This is a genomic window from Escherichia sp. 94.0001, assembly GCF_013369155.2.
GTDB lineage: Bacteria > Pseudomonadota > Gammaproteobacteria > Enterobacterales > Enterobacteriaceae > Escherichia > Escherichia coli_F.
Genome location: NZ_JABWMS020000029.1, coordinates 12,752 through 39,439 on the forward strand (window position 1 = coordinate 12,752; position 26,688 = coordinate 39,439).

General features: G+C 49.1%; 30 protein-coding genes and 3 tRNA genes. 8 read left to right on the forward strand and 25 right to left on the reverse strand.

Features of this window, described 5'->3' with window-relative positions; genetic code table 11:
* Positions 1 to 21: 21 nt before the first annotated feature.
* The 7 genes from tar to flhD all read right to left on the reverse strand — a co-directional run bounded on the left by tar (position 22) and on the right by flhD (position 7,189).
* Positions 22 to 1,683, reverse strand: coding sequence for a methyl-accepting chemotaxis protein II (gene tar / locus HEN33_RS14420; RefSeq protein ID WP_176262907.1), 1,662 nt, complete (start codon positions 1,681 to 1,683; stop codon positions 22 to 24).
* 144 nt (positions 1,684 to 1,827) lie between these two features.
* Positions 1,828 to 2,331 (reverse strand): chemotaxis protein CheW, encoded by a 504-nt coding sequence (gene cheW / locus HEN33_RS14425; RefSeq protein ID WP_000147302.1) that lies wholly within the window; start codon positions 2,329 to 2,331, stop codon positions 1,828 to 1,830.
* Positions 2,332 to 2,351: 20 nt separating this feature from the next.
* The gene (gene cheA / locus HEN33_RS14430) at positions 2,352 to 4,316 is read right to left on the reverse strand and encodes a chemotaxis protein CheA (protein ID WP_176262908.1); all 1,965 of its coding nucleotides are present in this window, start codon (positions 4,314 to 4,316) and stop codon (positions 2,352 to 2,354) included.
* Positions 4,317 to 4,320: 4 nt separating this feature from the next.
* Positions 4,321 to 5,247, reverse strand: a complete 927-nt coding sequence (gene motB, locus HEN33_RS14435) for a flagellar motor protein MotB (protein WP_000795625.1) — start codon at positions 5,245 to 5,247, stop codon at positions 4,321 to 4,323.
* Positions 5,244 to 6,131, reverse strand: a complete 888-nt coding sequence (gene motA / locus HEN33_RS14440) for a flagellar motor stator protein MotA (RefSeq protein WP_000906336.1) — start codon at positions 6,129 to 6,131, stop codon at positions 5,244 to 5,246. The genes motB and motA overlap by 4 nt, the downstream gene beginning before the upstream one ends.
* A gap of 126 nt (positions 6,132 to 6,257) precedes the next feature.
* Complete coding sequence (gene flhC, locus HEN33_RS14445; RefSeq protein ID WP_001291603.1) at positions 6,258 to 6,836, reverse strand: flagellar transcriptional regulator FlhC; 579 nt, start codon at positions 6,834 to 6,836, stop codon at positions 6,258 to 6,260.
* Positions 6,837 to 6,838: 2 nt separating this feature from the next.
* Positions 6,839 to 7,189, reverse strand: coding sequence for a flagellar transcriptional regulator FlhD (gene flhD, locus HEN33_RS14450; protein WP_001295647.1), 351 nt, complete (start codon positions 7,187 to 7,189; stop codon positions 6,839 to 6,841).
* A 780-nt stretch (positions 7,190 to 7,969) separates the two neighbouring features.
* Here flhD and uspC point away from each other — a divergent pair.
* On the forward strand, positions 7,970 to 8,398 hold the full coding sequence (gene uspC / locus HEN33_RS14455) for a universal stress protein UspC (RefSeq protein WP_000122421.1): 429 nt from the start codon (positions 7,970 to 7,972) through the stop codon (positions 8,396 to 8,398).
* A gap of 6 nt (positions 8,399 to 8,404) precedes the next feature.
* Here the strand turns inward: uspC and otsA are convergent, their stop codons facing one another.
* From otsA to araF, 5 genes are all read right to left on the reverse strand, one after another.
* Positions 8,405 to 9,829, reverse strand: coding sequence for an alpha,alpha-trehalose-phosphate synthase (gene otsA, locus HEN33_RS14460; protein ID WP_001295646.1), 1,425 nt, complete (start codon positions 9,827 to 9,829; stop codon positions 8,405 to 8,407).
* On the reverse strand, positions 9,804 to 10,604 hold the full coding sequence (otsB, locus tag HEN33_RS14465; protein WP_176263361.1) for a trehalose-phosphatase: 801 nt from the start codon (positions 10,602 to 10,604) through the stop codon (positions 9,804 to 9,806). Before otsB ends, otsA begins: the two co-directional genes overlap by 26 nt.
* A gap of 166 nt (positions 10,605 to 10,770) precedes the next feature.
* Positions 10,771 to 11,757: an arabinose ABC transporter permease AraH gene (araH, locus tag HEN33_RS14470; protein WP_001306740.1), complete on the reverse strand. Its 987-nt coding sequence runs from the start codon at positions 11,755 to 11,757 to the stop codon at positions 10,771 to 10,773.
* A gap of 14 nt (positions 11,758 to 11,771) precedes the next feature.
* A complete protein-coding gene (araG, locus tag HEN33_RS14475; protein ID WP_176263360.1) occupies positions 11,772 to 13,286 on the reverse strand; it encodes an arabinose ABC transporter ATP-binding protein AraG in 1,515 nt (504 codons plus the stop codon).
* Between the two features lie 69 nt (positions 13,287 to 13,355).
* Complete coding sequence (araF, locus tag HEN33_RS14480) at positions 13,356 to 14,345, reverse strand: arabinose ABC transporter substrate-binding protein AraF (RefSeq protein ID WP_000548675.1); 990 nt, start codon at positions 14,343 to 14,345, stop codon at positions 13,356 to 13,358.
* Between the two features lie 796 nt (positions 14,346 to 15,141).
* Here araF and HEN33_RS14485 point away from each other — a divergent pair.
* Positions 15,142 to 15,645, forward strand: coding sequence for a non-heme ferritin-like protein (locus HEN33_RS14485; RefSeq protein ID WP_000179469.1), 504 nt, complete (start codon positions 15,142 to 15,144; stop codon positions 15,643 to 15,645).
* 79 nt (positions 15,646 to 15,724) lie between these two features.
* Here the strand turns inward: HEN33_RS14485 and yecJ are convergent, their stop codons facing one another.
* Both yecJ and azuC read right to left on the reverse strand, forming a co-directional pair.
* On the reverse strand, positions 15,725 to 15,976 hold the full coding sequence (yecJ, locus tag HEN33_RS14490) for a DUF2766 family protein YecJ (RefSeq protein WP_000082120.1): 252 nt from the start codon (positions 15,974 to 15,976) through the stop codon (positions 15,725 to 15,727).
* A 114-nt stretch (positions 15,977 to 16,090) separates the two neighbouring features.
* Positions 16,091 to 16,177 carry a stress response protein AzuC gene (gene azuC / locus HEN33_RS14495; protein ID WP_010723106.1) on the reverse strand — a complete coding sequence of 29 codons (87 nt, stop codon included), beginning with the start codon at positions 16,175 to 16,177 and terminating at the stop codon, positions 16,091 to 16,093.
* A 262-nt stretch (positions 16,178 to 16,439) separates the two neighbouring features.
* On the opposite strand from azuC, the gene HEN33_RS14500 reads away from it, so the two are divergent.
* Complete coding sequence (locus HEN33_RS14500; RefSeq protein WP_001237859.1) at positions 16,440 to 16,763, forward strand: YecR-like lipofamily protein; 324 nt, start codon at positions 16,440 to 16,442, stop codon at positions 16,761 to 16,763.
* 171 nt (positions 16,764 to 16,934) lie between these two features.
* The gene (gene ftnA, locus HEN33_RS14505; RefSeq protein ID WP_000917208.1) at positions 16,935 to 17,432 is read left to right on the forward strand and encodes a non-heme ferritin; all 498 of its coding nucleotides are present in this window, start codon (positions 16,935 to 16,937) and stop codon (positions 17,430 to 17,432) included.
* Positions 17,433 to 17,469: 37 nt separating this feature from the next.
* On the opposite strand, the gene HEN33_RS14510 is transcribed toward ftnA, so the two are convergent.
* Positions 17,470 to 17,709, reverse strand: coding sequence for a YecH family metal-binding protein (locus tag HEN33_RS14510; RefSeq protein ID WP_176263765.1), 240 nt, complete (start codon positions 17,707 to 17,709; stop codon positions 17,470 to 17,472).
* Positions 17,710 to 17,899: 190 nt separating this feature from the next.
* Here HEN33_RS14510 and tyrP point away from each other — a divergent pair, with 190 nt between their 5' ends.
* The gene (gene tyrP / locus HEN33_RS14515; RefSeq protein WP_000797564.1) at positions 17,900 to 19,111 is read left to right on the forward strand and encodes a tyrosine transporter TyrP; all 1,212 of its coding nucleotides are present in this window, start codon (positions 17,900 to 17,902) and stop codon (positions 19,109 to 19,111) included.
* A gap of 49 nt (positions 19,112 to 19,160) precedes the next feature.
* On the opposite strand, the gene yecA is transcribed toward tyrP, so the two are convergent.
* The 7 genes from yecA to uvrY form a co-directional block, all read right to left on the reverse strand.
* A complete protein-coding gene (gene yecA / locus HEN33_RS14520; RefSeq protein ID WP_000847882.1) occupies positions 19,161 to 19,826 on the reverse strand; it encodes a UPF0149 family protein YecA in 666 nt (221 codons plus the stop codon).
* Between the two features lie 195 nt (positions 19,827 to 20,021).
* Positions 20,022 to 20,108: transfer RNA gene (locus HEN33_RS14525), tRNA-Leu, on the reverse strand.
* A gap of 12 nt (positions 20,109 to 20,120) precedes the next feature.
* A tRNA-Cys gene (locus tag HEN33_RS14530) sits at positions 20,121 to 20,194 on the reverse strand.
* A 53-nt stretch (positions 20,195 to 20,247) separates the two neighbouring features.
* Positions 20,248 to 20,323 (reverse strand) — tRNA-Gly (locus tag HEN33_RS14535).
* Between the two features lie 151 nt (positions 20,324 to 20,474).
* Positions 20,475 to 21,023 (reverse strand): CDP-diacylglycerol--glycerol-3-phosphate 3-phosphatidyltransferase, encoded by a 549-nt coding sequence (gene pgsA / locus HEN33_RS14540; RefSeq protein WP_032279737.1) that lies wholly within the window; start codon positions 21,021 to 21,023, stop codon positions 20,475 to 20,477.
* Between the two features lie 56 nt (positions 21,024 to 21,079).
* A complete protein-coding gene (gene uvrC / locus HEN33_RS14545; protein ID WP_001283421.1) occupies positions 21,080 to 22,912 on the reverse strand; it encodes an excinuclease ABC subunit UvrC in 1,833 nt (610 codons plus the stop codon).
* Positions 22,909 to 23,565, reverse strand: a complete 657-nt coding sequence (gene uvrY / locus HEN33_RS14550; RefSeq protein ID WP_000611328.1) for a UvrY/SirA/GacA family response regulator transcription factor — start codon at positions 23,563 to 23,565, stop codon at positions 22,909 to 22,911. Before uvrY ends, uvrC begins: the two co-directional genes overlap by 4 nt.
* Before the next feature lie 141 nt (positions 23,566 to 23,706).
* On the opposite strand from uvrY, the gene HEN33_RS26960 reads away from it, so the two are divergent.
* From HEN33_RS26960 to yecF, 3 genes are read left to right on the forward strand one after another with little or no spacing between them, the layout of a single operon-like run.
* A complete protein-coding gene (locus tag HEN33_RS26960; RefSeq protein WP_001302039.1) occupies positions 23,707 to 23,823 on the forward strand; it encodes a hypothetical protein in 117 nt (38 codons plus the stop codon).
* A 37-nt stretch (positions 23,824 to 23,860) separates the two neighbouring features.
* A complete protein-coding gene (gene yecU, locus HEN33_RS14555) occupies positions 23,861 to 24,037 on the forward strand; it encodes a protein YecU (protein ID WP_001302050.1) in 177 nt (58 codons plus the stop codon).
* A complete protein-coding gene (yecF, locus tag HEN33_RS14560; RefSeq protein WP_000106474.1) occupies positions 24,024 to 24,248 on the forward strand; it encodes a DUF2594 family protein YecF in 225 nt (74 codons plus the stop codon). The genes yecU and yecF overlap by 14 nt, the downstream gene beginning before the upstream one ends.
* Positions 24,249 to 24,314: 66 nt before the next feature.
* Here the strand turns inward: yecF and sdiA are convergent, their stop codons facing one another.
* From sdiA to tcyL, 3 genes are all read right to left on the reverse strand, one after another.
* On the reverse strand, positions 24,315 to 25,037 hold the full coding sequence (gene sdiA / locus HEN33_RS14565; protein ID WP_176263766.1) for a transcriptional regulator SdiA: 723 nt from the start codon (positions 25,035 to 25,037) through the stop codon (positions 24,315 to 24,317).
* A gap of 229 nt (positions 25,038 to 25,266) precedes the next feature.
* The gene (gene tcyN / locus HEN33_RS14570) at positions 25,267 to 26,019 is read right to left on the reverse strand and encodes an L-cystine ABC transporter ATP-binding protein TcyN (RefSeq protein WP_176263767.1); all 753 of its coding nucleotides are present in this window, start codon (positions 26,017 to 26,019) and stop codon (positions 25,267 to 25,269) included.
* Complete coding sequence (gene tcyL, locus HEN33_RS14575) at positions 26,016 to 26,684, reverse strand: cystine ABC transporter permease (RefSeq protein WP_001158220.1); 669 nt, start codon at positions 26,682 to 26,684, stop codon at positions 26,016 to 26,018. Before tcyL ends, tcyN begins: the two co-directional genes overlap by 4 nt.
* Positions 26,685 to 26,688: the final 4 nt, after the last annotated feature.

Below are 26,688 nucleotides of genomic sequence, written 5' to 3' on the forward strand. Positions count from 1 at the left end.
GACCGCGTTAGTCAATGCTCGTTAAAATGTTTCCCAGTTTGGATCTTGTTCAGCAATTCGCAGTCGTGGCTGTGCCGGTGGTTGCTCACTGGCAGGACGAGATGATGTTTGCGTTTTATTGGTGAGTGGGCTGGCTGCCAGATGGAACGCAGAAACCGCTTGTGTTAAACGACTGGCCTGTTCTTCCAGCGCAGCGGCGGCAGCAGCTGATTCCTGCACCAGCGATGCGTTCTGTTGCGTGACGCGATCCATTTCCGAAACCGCCAATGCGACTTGATCGATGCCGCGGCTCTGTTCATCTGATGCCGATGCAATTTCGCCCATAATGTCAGTCACGCGAGTGACAGCATTGACGATATTGTTCATTGTTTCCCCGGCGCTTTCGACCAGCACCGAACCGGTATCAACGCGCGAGACGGAGTCTTCAATGAGGGCTTTGATCTCTTTTGCCGCCTGGGCGCTGCGACTGGCAAGATTACGCACTTCGCCCGCCACCACGGCAAAACCACGGCCTTGTTCACCCGCTCGCGCGGCTTCAACCGCGGCATTCAGCGCGAGGATATTAGTCTGGAAGGCAATACCGTCGATAACGCTGATAATGTCGGCAATTTTCTTCGAACTATCGGCGATCTCATGCATCGTCTTCACTACACCATCCACCACTTTGCCACCGTGCTGGGCGGTATCGGAGGCACTTTGCGCCAGTTGCGAGGCCTGGCGGGCGTTATCGGCATTTTGCTTCACTGTCGCAGTGAGCTGCTCCATGCTGGCAGCAGTTTCTTCCAGCGCGGATGCTTGCTGTTCAGTACGAGAGGAAAGATCGGTATTGCCCGCCGCAATTTCACGGGTGCCAGCATAGATGGCATCAGAGCCTTCGCGCACATGAGTGACGGTGTCAGTCAAAGAACGTTGCATATGTGAGACGCTCTGCGCCAGATCGCCCATTTCACTGCGCCCGTCAATGGTCAAGGTATTCGCCAGGTTACCACCGGCGATTTCGCGAATGTGAGCAATAATTTTTGCCAGCGGTGTAAGCAACATACGGCGAATGCCGTACCACGCCACCAGCAGAATCAATACCACCACCAGCGCAATAACCGCCAGTTGCCACTGGGCAAATCGGTAATCATCTGCGTTGTCAGTGACGATATCGCGATACAGTTTTTCACTGCTGAGGGCGTACTGAGCAAACGCTTCGCCCATTGCATTTTGCATTCCCTGGGTTGGCTGAGCGAAATAAGCTCCAGTATTGCCATAATCAAGATAATCAATCAGTTCAGTTAATGCTGTGTGATAGTTTTTATATTTTTCATCAATATTACGACTGGTAGCGACCATTTCAGGTAACGGCGCCATGCTTTTGAATTTTTTATAATGTGTCGCGGCCTGGGCCAAAGTTTTCCTGGCGCTATCAAGCAATTCAACTTTGGCGTTACTTTGTTGATTGGAAGAATCCATCATCATCCGCACCGCTGATCGACTCAGGTTAATGCGCGTTTGCAGCATTAAATCCCAGGTTGACGTCAGCTCGCCCTGCTGTTCCCGTAATTTATTGGAAACCACAAAGCTCTTCTGGCTATGGTGAAGGGAGGAAAAAAACAGACTGCCGGAAATAAGTTGTAACAGTGCGAATACCCCCAGCACCATTACCAACAGCGTGACTACGCGGATACGGTTAATCATAAGGCACCTTCCTGAAAACAAGTTGATCTCGTTATCGGCAAGAAGGAGGGAAACTTTATTAATGATGCCATCCACTGCAAAATTGACATAAAAAACCCGATGCGCAGATCATCGGGTTCATTGCAATTGAGAAAATCGGGATAATTACGCCACTTCTGACGCCGCGCTATCTAACAGCGCCATCTCTTCGCTGTTCAGCAGTTTTTCGATGTTCACCAGAATCAACATGCGGTCACCCAGTGCGCCCAGTCCAGTGAGATATTCTGTTGAAAGCGTCACGGCAAATTCCGGTGCCGGACGAATTTGCTCCGCCGTCAATGAAAGCACATCTGAGACGCCGTCAACCACGATGCCGACCACCCGCTGCCCGAGATTCAGGACGATAACTACTGTGTTGTCGTTATAGTCCACATCCACCTGACTGAACTTAATTCGTAAGTCGACAATCGGCACAATAACACCGCGCAGATTAGTGACACCTTTAATAAACGCTGGCGTGTTTGCAATCCGTGTCACCTGATCGTAACCACGGATCTCCTGCACTTTCAGAATATCAATACCGTACTCTTCGTCACCAAGGGTAAATACCAGGAATTCCTGGCCTGACGGCTCGCTGGCCAGCTTTGTTACATTCGTCATACCGGTCATATTGTTACCTTTTTACTCATTCAGGCGGCGGTGTTCGCCATACGTTGTTCGCGGTTTATCGCCTGCAAGGCGGAGACATCAACAATCAGTGCCACGCTGCCGTCGCCAAGAATGGTCGCAGCAGAAATGCCGGGGACTTTGCGATAGTTACTTTCAAGGTTTTTAACCACAACCTGGTGTTGACCGATTAATTGATCCACCAGCAAGGCGTAGCGGCGACCGCCACTTTGCAGGATCACCACAATTCCCTGGGTGGCTTCGGTTTTCGCGCCCGCGACGTTGAACACTTTCCACAGTTCAACGATGGGCAGATATTCACCACGCACTTCCAGCACCCGCTCGCCGCCTGCCAGTGGATGGAGATCAGCTTCACGGGGTTGCAGTGATTCCATGACAGCATTCAGCGGCAGAATGAAAACTTCATCCGCAACGCGTACGGACATGCCGTCGAGGATTGCCAGCGTCAGCGGCAGTAAAATGCGGATGGTAGTACCTGTGCCCTGCTTCGACTGGATTTCGACATGACCGCCCATCTCCTGGATATTACGTTTAACGACGTCCATACCGACGCCGCGCCCGGAGACGTCGGTGACCTGTTCCGCCGTGGAGAAGCCAGGCGCAAATATCAGCATCGCGACTTCGTCGTCGCTCATGTTTTCGCTGACAGTCAAACCTTGCGAGGCCGCTTTTGCCAGAATTCGCTCACGGTTTAGCCCCGCACCATCATCGGTCACTTCAATGCAAATGTTGCCGCCCTGATGTTCGGCAGACAGAATTAAATTTCCGACACTGTTTTTACCTGCGGCGAGCCGTTTTTCTGGCAGTTCAATACCGTGATCGAGGCTATTGCGTACCAGGTGGGTCAGCGGGTCGATAATGCGTTCTATCAGGCTCTTGTCGAGTTCGGTAGAACTCCCCACCAGCGTCAGTTCTACCTGCTTGCCGAGTTTTCCCGCCAGATCACGCACCAGCCGGGGATAGCGACTAAAGACATACTCCATCGGCATCATGCGAATCGACATCACTGATTCCTGCAAATCACGGGCGTTACGTTGTAACTGCCCCATGCTGGTAATCAAATCACCATGATTAACCGGGTCCAGTTCGCTGGAACGCTGGGCAAGCATAGACTGAGTGATGACCAGCTCTCCGACGAGGTTAATCAATTGATCAACCTTTTCTACCGCCACACGAATGCTGGTGGATTCACTGCTGCGTGTCGTTTTTTCCCGCTCCACGCGTCCAGTTGGCGCTTGTTCGGTTGCCAGTTTAAGCACTGGTGGGGGAGATGTTTTTGGCGAAACTTCTGCTGTTTCAAAGGTAATCTGATCGGCCTCGATCACAAAACAGAGTACCGCTGTGATGTCATCTTCGGCGATGTCGCCCGGTAATATTGCCGAGAGAGAATCCGCCCCTTTAACCACGTCAGTTAACGTTGTCAGCTGCCCCAGCTCTTCTTCCAGCAGGTCGACTTCCCCGGCCTTCAGGCGCGAGAGGATAATTCGACGCGGTGACTGACAGCGACTCTGCTCATCTTGCGGTTCACTTTTGGCAACCACACTTAATCGGGTCACTGCGGATGGCGTTTCGCCTTTCGCTTCTAATGCCAGTTGACGCAAGGCCTGGCAGATATAATCGAAGCTGGCGGCATCCGGCTCTTGCGACTGTTTATAAGCGTCGAGCTGTTCTTGCATGATGTCCTTCGTTTCCAAAAACAGATTGATAATGTCGGTGTTGAGTTGCATCTCACCTCGTCTGGCTTCGTCGAGCAGGTTTTCCATCAGATGCGTGGTTTCCTGCAAAACGCTGAAGCCAAAAGTTCCTGCCCCTCCTTTGATCGAGTGGGCAGCCCGAAAGATGGCATTCAATTGTTCGGCATCTGGCGCTTCCGGCTGCAAAACCAGCAGATGCTGCTCCATATCAGCCAACAGTTCGTCCGCTTCATCAAAAAATGTCTGATAAAAATCGCTTATATCCATACTCACGCTGTCACCTCGGTTCGGCTGATGGCATTGTGGGAACACTGACCTGTGGTGCAACCTCAGGTTTTTCCAGGGCGCTTACTGGCTCATTCTGGCTTTCGGCGTTTTCATGCAAAATGGCCTGTTCGGCTTGTTTGTTCAGTACCAGCAGGCTGATGCGACGGTTGACAGCATCATCAGGACCGCGATCGCTTAAGCGCATCGTTGCCGCCATGCCGACGACACGTAACACTTTGCCGCCATCCAATCCGCCAACCATCAGTTCGCGGCGGGATGCATTGGCCCGATCGGCAGAAAGCTCCCAGTTGCTATATCCTTTCTCACCACTGGCGTAAGGGAAATCATCGGTATGACCCGAAAGGCTAATACGGTTGGGAATACCATTCAGAACGGGCGCGATGGCGCGCAGAATGTCGCGCATATAGGGTTCGACGTCGGCACTGCCGGTTCTGAACATCGGGCGATTCTGGCTATCGATGATCTGAATACGTAGACCTTCCTGGACCAGATCGATTTTGAGATGTGGACGTAACGCCCGCAGTTTCGGATCGGATTCAATCAACTGGTCGAGATCGCCACGCAATTTCCGCAATCGACTTTGCTCCATGCGTTTTTTCAGCTCTTCGATGTTCGGCTGCTTATTCACTTCCCCCTGGCTTTGGGTGTAATCATCACCCCCACCGGGAATTGGGCTTTCACTATTAGAAATGCGATCGCCGCCCGTAACCGCAGTCGCCAGTGGAGTCCGGAAGTACTCCGCAATCTGAATCAGCTCTTTTGGGCTGGAGATGGAGATTAGCCACATCACCAGAAAAAAGGCCATCATCGCGGTCATAAAGTCGGCATAAGCAATCTTCCACGATCCATGTGCTGCCCCGTGGCTTTTGGCTTTGCGTCGTTTGACGACAATAATCGGATGCGCTTGATTCTTCATGCTTCCTCGGTTGTCGTCTGTTGTTGCGGATTTTTCACCGCACGCACATGCTCTTCCAGTTCAATAAACGACGGACGTTCGCTGGAATAGAGCGTTTTGCGACCAAACTCAACGGCGATAGGCGGTGCGTAACCGTTCAGATTAGAAAGCAGTGTGACTTTGACGCATTGCATCATTTTGCTGGTTTCGGCACTTTTCTGACGTAAAACACTCGCTAATGGGGAAATAAATCCGTAAGCCAATAAAATACCGAGGAAAGTCCCCACCATCGCATGTGCGATAAGCGCCCCCAGCTCGGCGGCAGGACGATCGGCTGAACCTAACGCGTGAACGACCCCCATCACAGCCGCGACAATACCAAACGCCGGAAGTGAGTCCCCGACCAACGCCAGACTGTTCGCCGGGACTTCTGCTTCGCTTTCGTGCGTCTCAATCTCTTCATCCATCAGGGCTTCAATTTCGAAGGTATTCATGTGACCGCTGATAATCAGGCGCAGATAATCGACGATAAAATCAAGCATGACGCTATCCGCAAGGATGCGTGGGTAGCTGGCGAAGATCTCGCTCTCACGGGGATTTTCAATATCGCGTTCCAGCGAAAACATCCCCATCTGCCGCGATTTCGCCATCAACCGATAAAGCAGAGCCAGCAGATCCATATACATTGCTTTGGTATATTTGGAGCGACGAAATAGCAACGGCAGCGCCTTCAGCGTGCCTTTAATCGCTTTGCCATTATTGCCGACGATAAACGACCCAATCCCTGCACCGGCAATAATCACCAGTTCAGCGGGTTGATAGAGTGCTCCAAGGCTTCCACCGGTCATCAGATAACCGCCGAAAACTGTACCGAGAACAACCAGGTAACCTAATAAGATAAGCACGACATCATCCTTCCACTGTTGACCATGACAGGATGTTCAGTCGTCAGACGTTAACGCGCGATTGGGGCAAAAAAAAGCAGCGGTACGTCGTTACCGCTGCTGGAATGTTTCGCCACACCGTATCAGTTAAACAGCCTGTACTCTCTGTTCATCCAGCAGTTGTGGGATAATATCGGCAGGATTCTGGGAAAGTTTACGTCTTTTTACTGCCCGGGATGGCGGCTGACATAAGCTGCAGGCAAAGCTGCCAACAGGCTGGTGAGCGTGGGTAATAAAATTGCCGCCGCAGCAGTTGCAGCTGGAAAGTTGCAGTAATCCACTTTCAACAAACCGTACCAATGTCCAGGCACGGGTTAATGCCAGTAGCGGTCCTTCTTCTGCTTGCGGGCACTGTTCAAGGTATAAACGGTAGGCTTTGATTACCGCATCGACGCCATTACACAAGCCGGTTTTCAGTAAAAACTGCCATGCGTTACAGAACATCGAAGCATGAACGTTTTGTTCCCAGGTCATAAACCAGTCGGTTGAGAATGGCAGCATGCCTTTCGGCGGTGGGCTTCCGCGCAGTTCTTTATAGAGTTTTATCAGGCGTCCGCGACTTAACTGTGTTTCGCTTTCCAGCATCTGCAAACGAGCGCCCAGGGTGATCAATTCCATTGCCAGCTGAATATCCCGCGCTTCCTGAACAATGCTTTTTTCACTCATGATCACGCCCTTTTCTTGCGCAGCGCTTCTTCAGGCTGATTAACATCATTCAGCAAGCGTGTTGAGAGCATGATGCCGGTATGAATTTGCTGGAGATCGTCAACGCGGGAATCTTGCGTCAACTGAGTAATCGTCTGGTGGCTGTCAAAACGAAAGTGACAAACCAGTTGATTGGTTTCTGCCAGCTTAACCATTTGCGGAAGAGTCAGTGCCGCTAACGTTGTCGCCATTTCTTCATTTATGCCGAGACGAAACATTGCGGACGCTTTGTCCTGAACAATCAGACGCTGTGCAAGTAGTAAATATGACAAGTTGATGTCATAAATGTGTTTCAGCAACTCGGAGGTATGCATTATTCCCACCCAGAATAACCAACTTTATTTTTATGCGGTCTCACCGCACCCCGTGATGTCGCCGGGAAGCCCCGGTAAAAAATAATTAGCATTAGAATAGTTGCGATAAGCTGCAATAGGCAGAGCCCCTTTTTTGGATTTAATAAGTCCTTACAAATAGAAGGGGTTCTTTACACTTATCTAAGATTTTTCCTAAATCGACGCAACTTTACTCGTCACTACACTCACATACAACGGAGGGGGGCTGCGATTTTCAATAATGTGTGATGCAGATCACACAAAACGCTCAATTACTTAACATAAATGTATAAGTCATACTTTTGTTTTGGGTGTATTTCAATCTGTTAAAAAGTTTTTCGCTACGATAGCAAGTAAAAATGAAACAGGAATAATCGAAATGGGATGTTGCGCACAGTTAAAATAACTCACCGTAAATAATCATCTGCTATAAATAATTGCTTTAATGCAATACCCGATAAGCTATTTTTAAACAGACACTTACCGCACAACAAACTAATTAAATACAAAGAAAGGCAACAATCAACTTAATGTTAATAAAATGTTTTACATATATTAACCACTTGTTTGATATGGAGAATCAGTACATTATTTTCTTATAATTACAGTTGAAATCATATGATCACCGAGAGTGATTGATTAATTGTATTTACTAATAATCACACTAATATTTACCTGTTTGACTGAGTTGGGATTGCGTCGATTCTCCATTAGGAGTAAAGCTTTAATGTCACCTGAAGTTCACAGAATAAGGAACAGGTTATGAGCTATAGCAATATTCTTGTCGCCGTTGCGGTTACACCGGAAAGTCAGCAACTGCTAGCAAAAGCGGTATCTATCGCCAGGCCAGTAAAGGGACACATCAGTTTAATTACTCTCGCTTCCGACCCGGAAATGTACAATCAATTAGCCGCGCCGATGCTTGAAGATTTACGCAGCGTGATGCAGGAAGAAACGCAAAGCTTTCTTGATAAGTTAATTCAGGATGCGGGGTATCCCGTTGACGAGACGTTTATTGCCTACGGTGAGTTAAGCGAACATATTCTGGAGGTTTGTCGCAAACATCATTTCGATTTGGTGATTTGCGGTAATCACAATCACAGTTTCTTTTCGCGAGCATCCTGCTCGGCGAAAAGAGTGATTGCCTCAAGTGAGGTCGATGTGCTGTTAGTTCCACTTACGGGAGATTAACCGCACTTACGCAAGCTTAGGAAAGGTAGCAACTTTATCGCGCTGCTGGCTTTCCGCGCTTCGCGGAACTATCTGCTTTAGGTCGCTAATGAAGCACTCCTGCCAGTGGTTAATATCGTTTTTCACGATAACGTCCAGCATTTCTGCATGACGGGAAATACGTTCCGCCAGCGACATAGTCAATGCACGATCCAGCGCAGCTGCAACTTCGTCACGATCGTAGGGATTAACAATTAACGCCGACGTTAACTCGTTTGCCGCTCCCGCAAATTGCGAAAGAACAAGTACGCCCGGGTTGGCTGGGTCCTGAGCGGCAACATACTCTTTTGCCACCAGGTTCATCCCGTCACGCAGTGGCGTCACTAAGCCCACGTCAGAGTAGCGGAATATTTTCATCAGTAATTTACGGTCAAAATGCTGATTCAAATAATAAAGCGGCGTCCAGCCTAATTGCCCATATTTACCATTAATTCGTCCGGCTTCATTTTCGAGCTGATGACGAATATCCTGATAGGCTTGCACATCACCACGCGACGTTGGCGCGATCTGGGTATAACGAATTTTACCGTGATGTTGCGGATATTTTTCCAGTAACGCTTCATAGGCGAGAAAACGCTCCGGCAAACCTTTGGAATAATCCAGTCGTTCGACAGAAAAGATATTTTGTACGTTTTTCAGTTCCGCTTTGAGTTGCGCCAGTTTTGGCGGCAGTGGTCCGGCAGCCTGTTTCGCTATTTCTTTCGGTTCAATGCCGATCGGGTAAACTTCCGTTCGAAACGCTTTGCCCCACGCCGTATGGCTTTTTGCGCTACGCGTCGTGACGCGGGTCAGGTTAGAAAGGCAATCCAGGAACGCCAGACGATCGTTTTCTGTCTGGAAACCCAGCAAATCATAATCACAAAGCTGTTCAAGCAAGGTGTCATATGTCGGCAGCGCGTTGAAGATTTCCGGTGTCGGGAAAGGAATATGCAAAAAGAAACCAATGCGATTATTCACCCCACGTTTGCGTAATTCATGCGCAAAGGGCAACAGGTGATAATCGTGGATCCAGATAATGTCATCGTCTTGCAACAGCGGCAGTAATTTATCTGCCAGCAACGCATTTACGCGTAGATAGCCGTCCCAGGCAGGACGCTGAAATTGCACCAGATCGAGGCGATAATGAAAAGCAGGCCAGAGAACGGCATTGGAGAATTGGTTGTAGTATTCGTCAAGGTCCTGTTCGCTGAGGTTAAAAGAGGCCCACGTAATGTTACCCTTTTTCACCTTTTTTAGCGGCTGATCCTCATTTCCTGTTTCGCCACTCCAGCCAAACCACAGTCCACCTGCGGCTTTCAGTGCCCCCAGTATGCCAACGGCAAGGCCACCGGCACTGGCGGCGTGCTCATCTGGTGGTGCAATCCGGTTAGATACTACGACTAAACGACTCATAGTCATCACTCCTGTTATTTTCTCTTTTTTGTTGTAATGCGGTGGTTATCATTTCAAGCCAGCCCCAGACATCCGGCACGGCCGCCAGTCGCCATGATGCCTGAGTTGCGCCTGTGCCAATTTTTACTGACATTCCGCCCAGCCGGTTAACGACAGCGAAGCCAGATTCATCGGTTAAATCATCGCCCAGAAATACCGGCGTTCGCCCGATAAAGGGAGCTTCCTGCATAAAGGCAGCAATCGCCTCACCTTTACTGGTGCCTCGCGGCTTGATCTCGACAACACACTTTCCCTGCTGTAACGCCATTTGTGGCCAGATCTGAGTAATACGTTGCGCTAATGTCATTAATGCGTCTTCATGGTGCGGAGCCTGACGATAATGCAGCGCAAAGGCCATCCCTTTCGTCTCCAGCTCCGCACCGGGAAACTGGGCGATAGCCGTATGCAGTTGCACGCTAATATCACGCGCAATCGCATCCGGCAGATGAACGATATGCGTTTTACCATTGATGTCACGGCGCTCCGCCCCATGCACGCCCGCTAACGGGAAGCGATAAGGTTTTGCCAGTGCATCAAGCTCCACCATTGAGCGCCCTGATATCAATGCCAATGCACCATCACTTGCGGTTGCCAGTAGCTGAAGTCCTTGCAGAATATTGTCAGGCACGACGACCTGATCGGGATGCGGTTTGATTTCCGCCAGCGTTCCATCGAGATCAAAAAACCAGGCATATTTCGCGGATAGTTCAGGGGTTTCGGTTAACGGTTCTGTCACCCGGTTCTCCTCCTTCTCTTTTCTTATTGTGTTGCGCAGAACGCGCTTTACAGACATGTAAGTATAGACAGTGTGACGGGGGTCGCCATTTGTAACGAAGAACAGCCAACCGTTGTGGCGGCTGGCTGTGGTGGGAAAAAACGCTAAATTGTTGCAGAAAAAAGCATCAAACAGTACGTTTCGCTTTTTGCTTGTAACGGTCGAAGATCACCGCTGCCAGCAGGATTAAGCCGCGAACCACGTACTGGGCGAAAGGAGAAATATTAAGCAGGTTCATGGCGTTTTCCACGGTGCCTAAAATTAAGATACCCGCCACCACATATGAGATTTTTCCGATGCCACCTTTCAGAGAAACGCCACCTAAAACGCAGGCGGAGATAACAATCAGCTCATAACCAATCGACGTCATTGGCTGCCCACTGGTCATACGTGAAGCCAGAATAATTCCGGCTATCGCTGATACCAGACCAGAGAGAACAAAGATAATAATTTTGGTGCGAACAACCGGTACACCCGCCAGACGCGCAGCCTCTTCGTTCCCGCCAATCGCCAGGGTGTTACGCCCAAAGGTGGTTTTATTCAACAGCAAACCAAAGACAATCAGACACGCGACGGTAAGCCAGATTGGCGCAGGCAGACCGAACCAGTTGGCGTAACCAAGGGCAAAGAAGCTTTCATCTTCGATACCGACCGCTTTACCGTCTGAAATGATGTACGCCAGACCTCGAACAATCTGCATCGTTGCCAGTGTCGTGATCAGGGCATTTATTTTCAGTTTGGCGATAACAAAGCCATTGACCAGACCACAGAGAACGCCCAGCAACAAACCCGCTGCCACGCCAATCCACAGGCTTTCAGTCAGGTTGATAACCACCGCCGTGGTGACACCCGCACAGGCAATTACGGAGGCGACAGAAAGGTCAAAGTCACCGGAAGCAAGGCAGAACAACATGCCACACGCCACCATCCCCGACATAGAAATTGCCAGGCCCAACCCTTTCATATTAATGAAGGTGGCAAAATTTGGGACAAAAATGGCACAGGCGATAAAAAGCACCGCAAACACCACCAGCATGCCGTACTGATCCCAGATACGCCCAAAGCTGAAAGACGACTTAGGTGCGCCAGAACCCGATGTAGAAACAGAAGACATCATACTCTCCTTACTCAGGCAACTGCCTGGCTGACTTTAGGCATCGCAAGGCTTAATGCCTGACGCTCATCTGCCTGCTCGTGTAACAATTCACCGGCGATTTCGCCTTCCCGCATCACTACAATCCGGTCGGCAACGCCGAGGACTTCGGGTAAGTCGCTGGAGGCAAACAGCACCGCCACGCCCTGCGCCGCCAGCGCATAAATCACGTTGTAAATTTCATGCTTAGCACCAACATCAATGCCGCGCGTAGGTTCATCCAGCAAAATGACCTTCATCTCTTCCGATAACCAGCGGCCCAGAATGGCTTTTTGCTGATTTCCGCCTGAAAGATTCATGATCAGTTGCTCTGCGCCCGGCGTTTTGATGTTGAGCGAACGAATGTGGTGATCGGCATTGTTTTCTTCCCAACCGTTGTTGATTACACAACCGCCGAGCACATGTTTGCGTCTGGCACTGATGTTGATATTGTCGCGAACGGAGTGCACAGGAATAATGCCTTCCGCTTTACGATCTTCCGGGCAGAGCATCATGCCTGCGGCAATGGCATGACCCGGTTTACGGATATCGATCGGCTGTTGGTCGATATAAACCTGACCGGCGGTGATTTGCGTCCCGCCAAATATGCCTTTCATTAATTCACTGCGCCCGGCCCCCACCAGACCAAACAGACCGACAATTTCACCACTACGAACCGCAAGACTTATTGGCGTACGCACGCCTGGTGCTTTCACAGCATCAAGACGCAGCCGCTCCTCGCCATAACTACGCGGTTGCCAGCCGTAGATATCGCCGATGTCGCGCCCGACCATCGCCTGCACCAGCGCGTCGTGGTCAACCTGCTGCATATCAGTAAAGGTTTTGACATAACGCCCATCTTTAAAGACGGTGATGGCATCGCTGAGGGCAAATATTTCTTCCATACGGTGAGAAACATATAAGATCACGCGCCCTTCTTTACGCAGTTCACGAATAACGCGGAAAAGATTGTCGATTTCACGGGCAGAGAGGGAGCTGGTTGGCTCATCAAAGGCGATAATTTTGGCGTTACGCGCCAGCGCTTTGGCAATTTCAACCATCTGCCACTGACCAATGGAGAGATATTTCAGCGGCGTATCCGGGTCAATATCCATACCAAGATGTTTAAGTTGTAAACCCGCTTCATAATTCAGCAGTGAGCGATTCACTATGCCGCCTTTATGCGGCAGCTGGCCGAGATAGATGTTTTCCGCGACGGTCATTTCCGGCACGAGATGCAGTTCCTGATAAATAATCGCCACACCCGCGTTAAGTGCCGCGGTCGTGTCGGAAAAGGACATTTCTTGTCCATTAATCACTACAGAACCCGTGGTTGGCGCATAGTTGCCGCTGAGGATTTTTAAGAGAGTTGATTTTCCTGCGCCATTTTCACCCATCAACGCATGAACCTGACCGGCATAGCAGTCAAAACTAATATCCGTCAGCGCCTTAACGCCGGGAAACGTTTTACCGATGCCGCGAAATGAGAGATACGGGGTAGACTGTTGCATAACGTCTCCGTGAATCACTGGTCGTTCACACCCCCTCTGCATCATGCAGAGGGGAATTTTTTCGGCAGATTACTTACCGCCTAAACCTTTTTTCTCCAGTTCTTCTTTAAAGTTGTCACGCGTGATCAGTACCACGTCGGTAACTTCGGTAAATTTTGGCGGTTCAACGTCTTTTGCTACCCAGTTGTAAAGCATTTCACTGGATTTATAGCCATGTACGTCCGGGCTTGGCAGCAGGGAACCGTAGAAGCCGGTTGCCTGTGCTTTAGACAGTTCGCTTACTGCATCCACACCGTTAATACCAATACCGATGATATCGGCTGCTTTAAAGCCCTGACCTTCGGTTGCACGTACGCCGCCAAGTACGGTGCTGTCGTTCATACCGACGATCAGCCAATGTTTAACTTCCGGATGTTGAACCAGCATTGAGTTGGCAGCGTCAAATGCCCCCGGGATGTCGTTAGATTTGGTAGGTACCTGATAAATTTGTTTTTCCGGGAATCCGGCCGCTTTCAGCGCATCCATAGATCCCGTAGTACGGCGACGTGCCGTATCCAGTTCGTTGGCGGTAATCGCCATCACCGCGCTTTCTTTGACATCCCAGCCACGTTTCTGCATCTCTTTATACAGTTCCTGGCCCTGACGTTCGCCAATTTTGGTCGCTGCCATCATCACCAGCGGAACGGTATCCATTGGCTTGCCTTTGGCGTTAACAAACTGGTCATCCACGGCAATGACTTTCATATCGTAGCCACGCGCTTTCGCCACGATGGCAGAGCCGAGTTTCGGGTCCGGAGTACAAATAACGAAACCTTTCGCGCCACTGGCAGCCAGGCTGTCGATAGCGTTCAATGTTTTTTCGCCATCCGGCACGGCAATCTTAATAACTTCAAACCCTAAATCCTTCCCGGCTTTATCGGCAAACTTCCATTCGGTCTGGAACCACGGCTCTTCCGGTTGCTTCACCAGGAAACCGAGCTTCAAGTTCTCCGCCATAGCGGATTGTGACATAACGGCTGCCAGACCAATGGCTGCCAGGGCTTTAGTAAATTTGTGCATGGTTCTCTCCAGCTTTAGTGTCGTTTTGTGTAGGGCAAAAACGAATAACTCTCGTTAATTTAATCGGAAAACAAAGCATTACCTTTTAACTAAAAGATAAGTGACTGTGTTGACATAGTTTTAGCGAGAAATTAATTCTCCATAGGAGAGCAATATCACATCGCAGAATTACAGTGAGAACGTGCATAAATTTAGCGGGAAAAGACATAGAGAAAGGCTCATTTGTCAGACAAATCATCGAGTACACAGCAGATTAATCCATAAGATTAGCCTGGAAGTCCTTGTTGTGTTTTGTACCCATACGGAACGTCTTCTTTTTAACCAGTCAATTGGCCACATTACCTGGCGTTGAGTTTTTGAAATGGTGTAATAACCACAACTCAAAGATGTGGAAAATGCGCGTCATTCATTTCGCCATTAATTATCACTGTGCTCATTAATTAACAGAACACGTATACTGAGAGCCATATCGCAAAAATGAAAAAACGTTTTAAAAAATCATTGCTTCATCATGAATTCAAATCCCCCTATTAATATCAACAAGATACAAAAAGCATCATCATTAAAATTCATTGCAGTTACATTGATTTCATCAATGAAATGTAAAAATATATAAACTTGATGATTTAAGCATTTTCTTATACCCGTTCAGACGTTATTCTTATTTCAGATCATCGTCAGAATTGACTCCACGATCACATTTCGGACCGGCAGAAAGGAATTATTCTGCAAACAGTAATTATGGTGTTTTGATTTATCTTGCACCTCTCCACTTCTGGATATAAGGATATTAGGTATGGCAACCGCTGGAATGCTTCTCAAACTCAACTCTCAAATGAACCGCGAGTTTTACGCATCCAATCTCTACCTTCACCTGAGTAACTGGTGTTCTGAACAGAGTCTGAACGGCACCGCCACTTTCCTTCGCGCCCAGGCACAGAGTAACGTGACCCAAATGATGCGCATGTTTAACTTTATGAAGAGTGTCGGCGCTACTCCCATCGTTAAAGCCATTGATGTTCCCGGTGAAAAACTGAACTCACTGGAAGAACTTTTCCAAAAAACGATGGAAGAATACGAGCAACGTTCAAGCACGCTGGCACAGTTAGCCGATGAAGCTAAAGAACTGAATGATGATTCAACCGTCAATTTCCTGCGCGATCTGGAAAAAGAGCAGCAGCATGATGGCCTGTTGCTGCAAACCATTCTTGATGAAGTGCGCAGTGCGAAACTTGCTGGTATGTGCCCTGTGCAGACCGACCAACATGTTCTGAATGTCGTGTCACACCAGCTGCATTGATCATACATCGGCGCTAATGCATTGCGCCGATGAAGTTTTTGAGAAACCGCTGCCTCATCTGTTTGAAGCAGTGGTTTTTTTAATGGGATTCGCCCTGTGGGGTAAACTTGAGTTCAATCAGCGCGATGGCTTTTTGGATTGCCCGCATGGTGACCGGGTCTGCGGCGGCGGGATGGTGAGTAAAGTCGATATTCTTCAGCTGGCTGGACATTTTTTCGCGAACTTCAACGGGCGCGATTACATCCAGAACGTCGAGAATTTGTTTGATAACCAACTGGCAAGCAACCACATCAGAAACCAGTTCCTGATCGGCATTCAGCGGCTGGGACATCGTAAACTCCTGATAGCATTTTGAAAGCCGTTATAGTAGCGGCTTCACATCTTCAGCGATAGTCACATACACCGTCATCAGGACACAAAAAAACCTGCCGGAGCAGGTTTTTTGTTATCGGAACATATTGCCTGGCGGTACGTCTTTGAACGTCTTGCAATAGTTATTGAACATACTTTTCAGGATCTTGCGCAGTTTCATCGCGGCACTCCGACTATTTGTTATGCAGGTGTTATTGTCTTTGCACTTATAATATGACAACCATCACAAAAATCAATCTTTATGTGATGCAAATCACATAAACACCCCTTTAATGTTATAAAAATGATAATCAAAAAGCAGCACCCCCATTTCTGACACATACAGATGGCGAGAAATAGCGCCTGCCAGGCGTCTTTTCCGGCCATTGTCGCAGCGCTGTAACGCGTAAAATACTGCTTTCTTTTACTCTTCTGGCTGGACCATGAGACTTCTGATTCTGACTCTTTCATTAATAACGCTGGCGGGGTGCACAGTTACTCGCCAGGCTCATGTGGGCGAAGTTGACGCGGCAACAGGTATTGTTCGGTTGGTTTATGATCAGGCTTTTTTGCAGCATGCCCGTACCGATCGTTATGTCAGTCGCGGGATCGCCGATCGCGCATGCCAGCAGGAAGGCTATACCCACGCTATCCCCTTTGGTCAGCCAGTAGGCAACTGTAGCCTCTTTGCGGGTTCCTTATGTTTGAATACGGAATTCACTTTGTCATATCAGTGCCATCATTCCGCCTTCCCTGTCTTTCTCTAAACGTTTTAATCAGCGAGGGGGATCTTCGCTGATTAAATAAATAGCGGTAATGCGTTTTATTCCCATTCGTATTTTTAATAAATGAAGTTTATATTTTACCTTTTGCAAATAATAAAATAACAAATTATAGTGACGCCACAGCAACAAATATAACCTTTGTGGAGCACTATCATGCTGAAACCAGAAATGATTGAAAAACTTAATGAGCAGATGAACCTGGAACTGTACTCTTCACTGCTTTATCAGCAAATGAGCGCCTGGTGCAGCTATCATACCTTCGAAGGTGCTGCCGCGTTCCTGCGCCGCCACGCCCAGGAAGAGATGACGCATATGCAGCGTCTGTTTGATTATCTGACTGATACCGGCAACTTACCGCGTATTAATACCGTTGAATCTCCGTTTGCTGAATATTCCTCACTTGATGAATTATTCCAGGAAACCTATAAACACGAACAATTAATCACGCAGAAAATTAACGAACTGGCTCATGCTGCAATGACCAATCAGGACTACCCAACATTTAATTTCCTGCAATGGTATGTTTCTGAGCAGCATGAAGAAGAGAAACTGTTCAAATCGATTATTGATAAATTAAGCCTTGCAGGCAAAAGCGGCGAAGGTTTGTATTTTATCGACAAAGAACTCTCTACCCTCGACACACAAAACTAATGTTCTCCGGCGGCAGGTTTACTGCCGCCGTTTCAAATCAGTGACGGCAAATCTTACTCTGAACGGTCGAAAAACCTTCTTCCGAAGGTATAAATTTGCCTTTTGCTGCCAGAAACGCTACCAGCTCTCCCGCTGTCATCCCTTCTGCCGAGCAAGTGTGAAAACGTACCTGTTCACCAAAACGCGCTTTAATCGCAACTTCCAGACTGGCATGCGTATATTGCTCACCTGATTCAATCATCATATTTAACACTTCATGACCGTGAATAGAGTCCATCGTTCCTCCTCAAAAAAAGGCTAGCGTAGCGATTGCCGCTTACCAAGACTTTGCGCCAGCGCAGGACTGAACGCATTTTATTGTACATTTATATTTACACCATATGTAACGCCAGTTTGACGAAGCAGCCGTTATGCCTTAACCTGCGCCGCAGATATCACTCATAAAGATCGTCAGGACAGAAGAAAGCGTGAAAAACAGAACTCTGGGAAGTGTTTTTATCGTGGCGGGAACCACAATTGGCGCAGGCATGCTGGCAATGCCGCTGGCTGCGGCAGGTGTTGGTTTTAGCGTCACGTTAATCTTGTTGATTGGACTTTGGGCGTTGATGTGCTACACGGCGCTATTACTACTGGAGGTGTACCAGCATGTCCCGGCAGATACCGGTCTGGGCACGCTGGCAAAACGCTATCTGGGACGCTACGGTCAGTGGCTGACGGGCTTCAGTATGATGTTCTTAATGTATGCTCTGACTGCGGCATACATCAGCGGTGCTGGTGAATTGTTGGCTTCCAGCATCAGCGACTGGACAGGTATTTCAATGTCGGCAACCGCTGGCGTGCTGTTGTTCACTTTTGTTGCCGGTGGCGTGGTTTGTGTCGGAACTTCGCTGGTCGATTTATTTAACCGTTTTCTGTTCAGCGCCAAAATTATTTTTCTGGTGGTGATGCTGGTACTGCTACTTCCGCATATTCATAAGGTGAATCTTTTAACCCTGCCGTTGCAACAGGGGCTGGCACTGTCTGCAATCCCAGTGATTTTTACGTCGTTTGGTTTTCACGGTAGCGTGCCGAGCATTGTCAGTTATATGGATGGCAATATTCGTAAGCTACGCTGGGTGTTTATAACCGGTAGTGCGATCCCCCTGGTGGCATATATTTTCTGGCAGCTGGCGACGCTTGGCAGCATTGATTCAACAACCTTTATGGGATTGCTGGCTAATCATGCCGGATTAAACGGGCTGTTACAGGCGTTACGCGAAATGGTGGCCTCTCCGCATGTTGAGCTGGCGGTGCATTTATTTGCTGATTTAGCCCTCGCCACGTCATTCCTCGGCGTTGCGTTAGGTTTATTTGATTATCTGGCAGATTTGTTTCAGCGTTCAAATACCGTTGGTGGACGATTGCAAACTGGTGCAATTACCTTTCTGCCGCCGTTAGCGTTTGCACTGTTTTATCCACGAGGATTTGTAATGGCGCTGGGTTACGCCGGTGTGGCGCTGGCGGTACTGGCATTGATTATCCCTTCGCTGTTGACCTGGCAAAGCAGAAAGCACAATCCTCAGGCGGGTTACCGGGTGAAAGGTGGTCGTCCGGCGCTGGTGGTGGTGTTTCTCTGTGGTATTGCTGTGATTGGCGTGCAATTTTTGATTGCGGCAGGCTTGTTACCAGAAGTGGGATGATTAGATCTTATTGGGTGCCAGAATTAACGCTGACACCCAATTTGACCTCTTAATGCAGGCAGCACTGCTTAAATTTCTTACCACTGCCGCACGGACAAGGATCGTTACGACCCGGTTTCTCTTCTGCTTTGATCGGTTGCTGAACAGCTTTTTCCTGCGGATGCGCCATCCAGTATGCATGTAAATCAAGCGCCGCCAGTCGAATGGCATCTACGCTCTCTTCAAACGCTTCTGGCGACATCTTCTCTACCCGCTCGAAGTTTTCCTCAGTACCGTGCAGCGCAATCGCCTCCAGCGCCGGTTTTAACGAATCGGGCAACGTTGACCAGTCAGAAAGTGCCACGCCCCGCATATAGCCAAAGCACCACTCCTCAACAATCGTCAGCTCGCTGCCATCGACTTCTCGCAAGCCGAATAACGGCTCAAACTGCTCCGGGAATTCGTTCAGACGCTCTGCGGTATCGGCCATATGCTGAAAAGCCAGGTTCATAAAGCGCGTCATCTCTTTCTCTGACGCCCAGCGTGGCACATAGTCAGCCCCACCCCATACGGCAACCAGCCACTGTGCCGGTTCAATCTCTTGCGGAGAACTCAACACCGCCGTCAATAAACCGTCCAGCTCCGCCACATCAAGAATGGCGTGGTCAGTGTTGTATTTGGTCAGAATATCGTCCAGCCATTCCAACTCACTTTCGTTTAACGGTCCCGTTTTCATACGCTTTTCCTTGTGGATCTCAACTCGCCAGCACCTATCTTACATGGCGGTCCGTATCAGAGATACTTTTTGAGAGGCTTAGCCGGTGATTAAAAATTAAGGAGGGTGTAACGACAAGTTGCAGGTACAAAAAAACCACCCGAAGGTGGTTTCACGACACTGCTTATTGCTTTGATTTTATTCTTATCTTTCCCATGGTACCCGGAGCGGGACTTGAACCCGCACAGCGCGAACGCCGAGGGATTTTAAATCCCTTGTGTCTACCGATTCCACCATCCGGGCTCGGGAAGAAAGTGGAGGCGCGTTCCGGAGTCGAACCGGACTAGACGGATTTGCAATCCGCTACATAACCGCTTTGTTAACGCGCCAAATTCTTCAGGCTTTTCAGCCGGACATCCGCTGAAGCCGATGTCTTTTAAACTGGAGCGGGAAACGAGACTCGAACTCGCGACCCCGACCTTGGCAAGGTCGTGCTCTACCAACTGAGCTATTCCCGCATTCATCAAGCAATCAGTTAATCACTTGATTTTATTATCGTCTGGCAATCAGTGCCGCCGTTCGATGCGTTGCATTCTACTTACCTGGCGCGATGAGTCAACGATATTTTTCACCACTTTTGATCGTTTGCTGAAAATTGCGCCGAAACGATCACTGATCAAGCAAATCTGCACGCGCAGCGCTCAAATATTGCAACATTGACCACAGAGTCAGTACCGCAGCCACAAAGAAAAGTGCAATACCGGCGTACTCAACCCAAATGTTCGGACGCCACAGCAGCCAGGCCAGCGCTACCATCTGGGCAGTGGTTTTCACTTTCCCAATCCAGGAGACAGCCACGCTACTGCGTTTACCCAACTCTGCCATCCATTCGCGTAGCGCAGAAATAATAATTTCACGGGCGATCATCGTTGCCGCCGGTAATGTCACCCACCAGCTGTGATAATGCTCGGTTACCAGCACCATGGCGATAGCCACGAGAACTTTATCTGCTACAGGGTCAAGGAAAGCACCAAACCGGGTACTCTGGTTCCAGCGGCGTGCCAGAAAACCATCGAACCAGTCAGTCACCGCCGCGATGCAGAAAATGAGCGCGGCGGCAAACGGCGACCAGGTGACAGGTAGATAAAAGACCAATACAAAGAATGGGATAAGGATGACACGGAACAGTGTAAGCAACGTAGGAATATTAAATTGCATAATGACGGGTAACTATCTGTTGTCAGTAAGATTACCCCTATGTTGCTACAGAGACATCAATGTTTCAACGACCAGAAGATCTTTTCTGCCAGACCTTGCGAAATACCCGGCACTTTTGCAATTTCCTCGACGCTGGCGTTACGTAAACCTTGCAAACCGCCCATATATTTCAACAACATTTGCCGACGTTTTGGCCCGACGCCTTCAATGGTTTCCAGGGAACTGGTATTTTTGACCTTCGCCCGTTTTTTGCGGTGCCCGCCAATCGCGTGATCGTGTGATTCGTCGCGAATATGTTGGATAACATGCAGCGCGGGAGAATCTGGCGGCAAACTGAATCCCTCACCTTCCGGCTCAAAGAACAGCGTTTCCAACCCAGCCTTCCTATCTGCTCCTTTGGCAACACCAAGTAGCAGCGGATGATTTTTATCCCATGAGACATCCAGTTCGGCGAAGACATTTTTCGCCTGTGCAAGCTGGCCTTTGCCGCCGTCGATAAGGATCACATCCGGGATCTTACTGTCGTCGATGGCTTTACCATAACGCCGACGCAGCACCTGATTCATCGCCGCATAATCATCGCCCGGCGTAATGCCAGTAATGTTATAGCGCCGATACTCCGCACGCAGCGGGCCGTTAGCATCAAATACCACACAGGAGGCGACGGTTTGTTCACCCATGGTATGGCTGATGTCAAAGCACTCCATCCGCTTCACTTCCGGCAATTTCAACACGCTGGCAAGCGCGGTCAGTCGCTGGTGAACGGTAGATTGCTGCGAGAGTTTGCTGGTTAAGGCCGTCGCCGCATTGGTGCGCGCGAGTTTCAGATAACGCGCCCGATCGCCGCGAGGTTTGGTTTGAACATTAATCTTGCGTCCCGCCAGTTCTGAAAGGGAATCGGCGAGCAGCGTTTTATCGCTAAGATTAAAATCGAGCAGGATCTCACCCGGTAAGGTGCGCATCTGGCTGCCTTGTAAATAGAACTGACCTACGAAGGTTTCCACCACCTCGCTCAGTTCCGTACCGCCCGGCACTTTCGGGAAATAGCTGCGGCTGCCGAGCACTTTACCCTGACGAATGAACAATACGTGGACACAAGCCATGCCCGCATCGAACGCCACACCAATAACGTCAAGGTCGTCGCCGGTATTGGACACAAACTGTTTTTCGGTGACGCGTCGCACCGCCTGAATTTGGTCGCGAATACGTGCCGCTTCTTCAAACTCCAGATTCTGGCTGGCAGTTTCCATACGGCTAATGAGTTGCGTAAGCACCTGATCATCTTTGCCAGACAAAAACAGGCGCACATACTCGACCTGCTGAGCGTATTCTTCTTCACTCACCAGTCCTTCAACGCACGGTCCCAGACAGCGCCCTATCTGATATTGCAGACACGGACGCGAGCGATTGCGATAAACACTATTTTCGCACTGGCGAATGGGGAATATCTTTTGCAGTAACGCCAGTGTTTCACGTACGGCATAGCCATTCGGGAACGGGCCGAAATATTCACCTTTGGCATGCTTCGCACCACGATGCATCGCCAGACGCGGGTGGGTATCGCCACTCAGGAAGATAAAAGGATAAGATTTATCATCGCGTAGCAAAACGTTGTAACGCGGCTGATAGAGTTTGATGTAGTTGTGTTCCAGCAACAGCGCTTCGGTTTCCGTATGCGTAACCGTTACATCAATTTGCTGGATCTGGGCGACCAGCGCTTCGGTTTTGCGCGAAGCGAGGTTGCTACGGAAATAGCTGGAAAGCCGTTTTTTCAGGTCTTTCGCTTTGCCGACATAGATAACCGTACCACCAGCATCGTACATGCGATAAACGCCTGGCTGGCTGGTTACGGTTTTTAAAAACGCTTTTGCGTCAAACTGATCACTCACTGACTTGATAATGTCTCCGCATTACACAGACCATGGCGAATTGCCAGGTGAGTCAGCTCAACATCGCCATGAATGTTTAGTTTACTGAACATACGATAGCGGTAGCTGTTCACCGTTTTCGGACTGAGATTGAGCTGTTCTGAGATCTCATTGACCTTCTGGCCCTTGGTGATCATCAGCATAATCTGCAATTCACGTTCAGACAAACTGGCAAATGGGCTTTCTGTTTTTTCTGGTTCGATCTGGCTTAACGCCATTTGTTGAGCGATGTCAGAAGCAATGTAACGCTGCCCTGAATAGACAGAACGGATCGCACTCACGACTTCCTGCGGAGCCGCGCCTTTGCTGAGGTAGCCCGCAGCACCGGCCTGCATGACTTTCGCTGGTAAAGGGTTTTCTGTATGGACAGTAAGCATGATGATTTTGACATCAGCTGTGGAACGCGCGATTTTACGCGTCGCCTCAAGACCGCCAATGCCCGGCATACTCATGTCCATTAGCACCACGTCAACGGCATTTGCCCGGCACCACTTAACGGCGTCTTCACCGCACGATGCCTCACCGACGACTTTTATACCCTTTATATCTTCCAGAATGCGTCGTATCCCTGCGCGCACCAGTTCGTGGTCATCAACAAGTAGAACGTTGATCAAAGGAATATCTCCAGAAATAGGGATAACGCTACTGATAGTTAGTCATTCGTATATTAGCGGTTTTTATTGCAACTTTGAAACGTTAAAAATGGTGGGTATTCGATTTTTCTCTCGTTTTTGTCAATTCGATTGTCCACAGTTATGGTCACGCCCGTCACCAACGGCTTACCGGATCGTTTCACAGTAAGCCCTGCGACGAAATGTGACAAAAATTACCTTTATTCAGCAAAAATGAAAATCAGCCCGCTGAATATGTAACATTAATTAACCCGAACAATACGGGCAAAAAACATTCATGATAAAAATATTTATTGGTCATTATATTAACGCATTTAATAGCACCGTTGACGGCACGCTCAAAAAACAACCACTGCTATTTTTAGCAAAGCTTATGGTATACTCCGCCGCCTTAACATTTTTCACCGCAAATTTTCATTGCAACATGACGAGGAAAATAAATGAGTACGCCTGATTTTTCTACTGCCGAGAATAATCAAGAACTGGCAAATGAAGTCTCCTGCCTGAAAGCGATGCTGACGCTGATGCTGCAGGCGATGGGACAAGCTGACGCGGGCCGCGTGATGTTAAAGATGGAAAAACAGCTTGCGCTGATCGAAGACGAAACCCAGGCTGCAGTATTTTCCAAAACGGTTAAGCAAATTAAACAAGCCTACCGTCAGTAATATAAAACCGGCTGAGAGCGTGCCTTTCAGCCGGTTTTTGCATCTGGCACGCAGAAAGAAAAGCGATCAAATTAAGCCAGTAGCGGCCGCGTAACAGGCAACCTGGGTCTTATTCGGTGCATTGATTTTTTTCTGCATGTTTTTCTGATGGAAATTGACCGTATTCTCAGAGATTGACAAAATCATCGCTATCTCTGCTGATGTCTTCCCTTCCGCCGTCCATTTCAGAATTTCTTTTTCGCGCTTGCTGAAATTCATCTCTGGCGTCATCACTATTTCATCATTTAAACGCATCAGAGCCATCAGACTTTCGCGCACCAGTAACTGCATTTTTAATTGCAGTTCATCACTAAGAATGGGTATTTCGCGCGCGCTGCAACGGGAAAAGGACAAAAAGCCCAGCGCCCGGTTTGGCAGCATTAAATACTGGGTGACACCACGGCGTAAACCGTGTGCGCGCGCGGCTTCCCATAACGGCTGTGCTTCGCTGAATAAGTCATCATTCCACATTAAATGGCCCTGACTAAAGTTTTCAGGGTTCAGCACAGGATCAATGGCGAGAAAGTTTTTTGCCTGATAATAACTCACCCACGCCTCAGGGTAATTGGTGTAGAAAGCTACTTTAGGTCGCGTGAATGGTACCGGGTGGCGAACACATAACGAATAGTAATCGTACTCCAGCTGCTGAGCCTGAAGCTCTATTTCATGGTAGACCTCTTCTGTGGCCTCCATCCTCTGAAAACGCAACAGCATCGTGCGACGCCAGCTGAAAAAATCCGTATCCTGCATAGTAAACCGCAACGCCCCTGAGAGTGAGTATCATTTATAATGATAATGCAAACTATCACATAAATAAGATTTATATATAATTTATATTATTCAGGCAATGAATTACTTTTGCAAGCCATCGCATTCTCTTATGTTATTAATGAGTTATGCTGATTTGTTAAGCAGTTTTATCACGTTTGAAGTGGCGTCCCGCCCCGACTGGTAAATCGTCGGGGCTGATTTTTTCTTATTATTGCAGCAGAAACTTCTCGAGGAACTGGCGGGTGCGAGGCAGCTTAGGATCGGCAAATAACGCTTTTGCGGCCCCCTGCTCGACTATCCGCCCCTGGTCCATAAAGATCGCCCGGTCCGCAACATCCCGGGCAAAGCTCATTTCGTGCGTCACAATCACCATCGTGCGCTTTTCCTGCGCCAGCTGACGGATGGTGTTCAGGACTTCGCCCACCAGCTCTGGATCCAGCGCCGACGTTGGCTCGTCAAACAAAATCACCTCAGGACGCATAGCCAGCGCTCGCGCAATCGCGACACGTTGCTGTTGACCGCCAGACAAACGACGTGGATAGCTGGTTTCTTTACCTGCCAGCCCAACTTTCGCCAGCAGCTCGCGAGCGCGCGCCGTGGCCTCTTCTTTCGGTTCGCCTTTGACGATCACCGGCCCTTCAATAATGTTTTCCAGCACCGTACGATGCGGAAACAAATTAAAGTTCTGGAAGACAAACCCGACGTGCTGACGCAACTGGCGAATCAGCGATTTTTGCTGACTTAATGAACGTGCAGTATCAATGGTGATATCGCCAACGGTGATGGTTCCCGCTTCCGGTTGTTCCAGCAGATTTATGCTGCGTAGCAACGTGGTTTTGCCGGAACCACTCGGACCGATAATTGCCACTACTTCGCCAGGCTTCACCTCAAGGTCGATACCGTGCAGCACCGTCTGACCGTGGAATTTTTTCACCAGGTTCTTAACTTCAATGGCACTCATTTTGGTTCTCTCTCCTGGCGATTAAGTTGATTCTCAAAATGGTTCTGCAACGTCGATAACACTGTCGCCATGATCCAGTAGATGAGCGAAGCCGCCAGATACATGGTGAACACCTCCAGCGTACGCGAGGTAATCAACTGCGCCTGACGGAACAGCTCCGGCACCTGGATTGTCGCGGCCAGCGACGTATCTTTTACCAGGCTGATAAAGCTGTTCGACAGCGGCGGCAACGCCACCCGCGCCGCCTGTGGCAAAATCGCGCGACGCATGGTCTGCCACGGCGTCATACCAATACTGGCAGCAGCTTCCCACTGACCTTTATCAATAGAAGAAATGGCGGCGCGCAGCGTTTCGGCAGCATAGGCGGCAGTGTTTAGCGACAGACCAATCATTGCTGACGGAATGGGATCTAGTTCGATGCCAAACTGCGGCAAGCCGTAATAGATCATAAACAGTTGTGCGATGAGTGGCGTACCACGAAAAATAGAGATATAAAAACGCGCCAGCCAGCGCACGGGCCAGATTGGCGAAAGGCGCATCAGCGCGAGAATAAACCCTAGCAGTAAGCCAAAAAACATGCCGCCGATACTGAGTTGCAGCGTATACCCAGCCCCTTTCAGCAGGAACGGCAAGGAATCAATAACCAGTTGTATACTTTCTTGCATGAGC

What these genes read in the sequence shown, in the direction of transcription:
- HEN33_RS26960 (WP_001302039.1), top strand. Translation starts at nt 23,707, where the DNA reads ATGGTCACGCCCGTCACCAACGGCTTACCGGATCGTTTCACAGTAAGC.
- pgsA (WP_032279737.1), bottom strand. Translation starts at nt 21,023, where the DNA reads ATGCAATTTAATATTCCTACGTTGCTTACACTGTTCCGTGTCATCCTT.
- sdiA (WP_176263766.1), bottom strand. Translation starts at nt 25,037, where the DNA reads ATGCAGGATACGGATTTTTTCAGCTGGCGTCGCACGATGCTGTTGCGT.
- HEN33_RS14510 (WP_176263765.1), bottom strand. Translation starts at nt 17,709, where the DNA reads ATGGACTCTATTCACGGTCATGAAGTGTTAAATATGATGATTGAATCA.
- tcyL (WP_001158220.1), bottom strand. Translation starts at nt 26,684, where the DNA reads ATGCAAGAAAGTATACAACTGGTTATTGATTCCTTGCCGTTCCTGCTG.
- araH (WP_001306740.1), bottom strand. Translation starts at nt 11,757, where the DNA reads ATGTCTTCTGTTTCTACATCGGGTTCTGGCGCACCTAAGTCGTCTTTC.
- tar (WP_176262907.1), bottom strand. Translation starts at nt 1,683, where the DNA reads ATGATTAACCGTATCCGCGTAGTCACGCTGTTGGTAATGGTGCTGGGG.
- yecJ (WP_000082120.1), bottom strand. Translation starts at nt 15,976, where the DNA reads ATGTCCCAGCCGCTGAATGCCGATCAGGAACTGGTTTCTGATGTGGTT.
- flhC (WP_001291603.1), bottom strand. Translation starts at nt 6,836, where the DNA reads ATGAGTGAAAAAAGCATTGTTCAGGAAGCGCGGGATATTCAGCTGGCA.
- araG (WP_176263360.1), bottom strand. Translation starts at nt 13,286, where the DNA reads ATGCAACAGTCTACCCCGTATCTCTCATTTCGCGGCATCGGTAAAACG.
- otsA (WP_001295646.1), bottom strand. Translation starts at nt 9,829, where the DNA reads ATGAGTCGTTTAGTCGTAGTATCTAACCGGATTGCACCACCAGATGAG.
- uspC (WP_000122421.1), top strand. Translation starts at nt 7,970, where the DNA reads ATGAGCTATAGCAATATTCTTGTCGCCGTTGCGGTTACACCGGAAAGT.
- HEN33_RS14485 (WP_000179469.1), top strand. Translation starts at nt 15,142, where the DNA reads ATGGCAACCGCTGGAATGCTTCTCAAACTCAACTCTCAAATGAACCGC.
- cheW (WP_000147302.1), bottom strand. Translation starts at nt 2,331, where the DNA reads ATGACCGGTATGACGAATGTAACAAAGCTGGCCAGCGAGCCGTCAGGC.
- yecA (WP_000847882.1), bottom strand. Translation starts at nt 19,826, where the DNA reads ATGAAAACGGGACCGTTAAACGAAAGTGAGTTGGAATGGCTGGACGAT.
- flhD (WP_001295647.1), bottom strand. Translation starts at nt 7,189, where the DNA reads ATGCATACCTCCGAGTTGCTGAAACACATTTATGACATCAACTTGTCA.
- tcyN (WP_176263767.1), bottom strand. Translation starts at nt 26,019, where the DNA reads ATGAGTGCCATTGAAGTTAAGAACCTGGTGAAAAAATTCCACGGTCAG.
- motB (WP_000795625.1), bottom strand. Translation starts at nt 5,247, where the DNA reads ATGAAGAATCAAGCGCATCCGATTATTGTCGTCAAACGACGCAAAGCC.
- ftnA (WP_000917208.1), top strand. Translation starts at nt 16,935, where the DNA reads ATGCTGAAACCAGAAATGATTGAAAAACTTAATGAGCAGATGAACCTG.
- yecU (WP_001302050.1), top strand. Translation starts at nt 23,861, where the DNA reads ATGATAAAAATATTTATTGGTCATTATATTAACGCATTTAATAGCACC.
- yecF (WP_000106474.1), top strand. Translation starts at nt 24,024, where the DNA reads ATGAGTACGCCTGATTTTTCTACTGCCGAGAATAATCAAGAACTGGCA.
- araF (WP_000548675.1), bottom strand. Translation starts at nt 14,345, where the DNA reads ATGCACAAATTTACTAAAGCCCTGGCAGCCATTGGTCTGGCAGCCGTT.
- HEN33_RS14500 (WP_001237859.1), top strand. Translation starts at nt 16,440, where the DNA reads ATGAGACTTCTGATTCTGACTCTTTCATTAATAACGCTGGCGGGGTGC.
- azuC (WP_010723106.1), bottom strand. Translation starts at nt 16,177, where the DNA reads ATGAAACTGCGCAAGATCCTGAAAAGTATGTTCAATAACTATTGCAAG.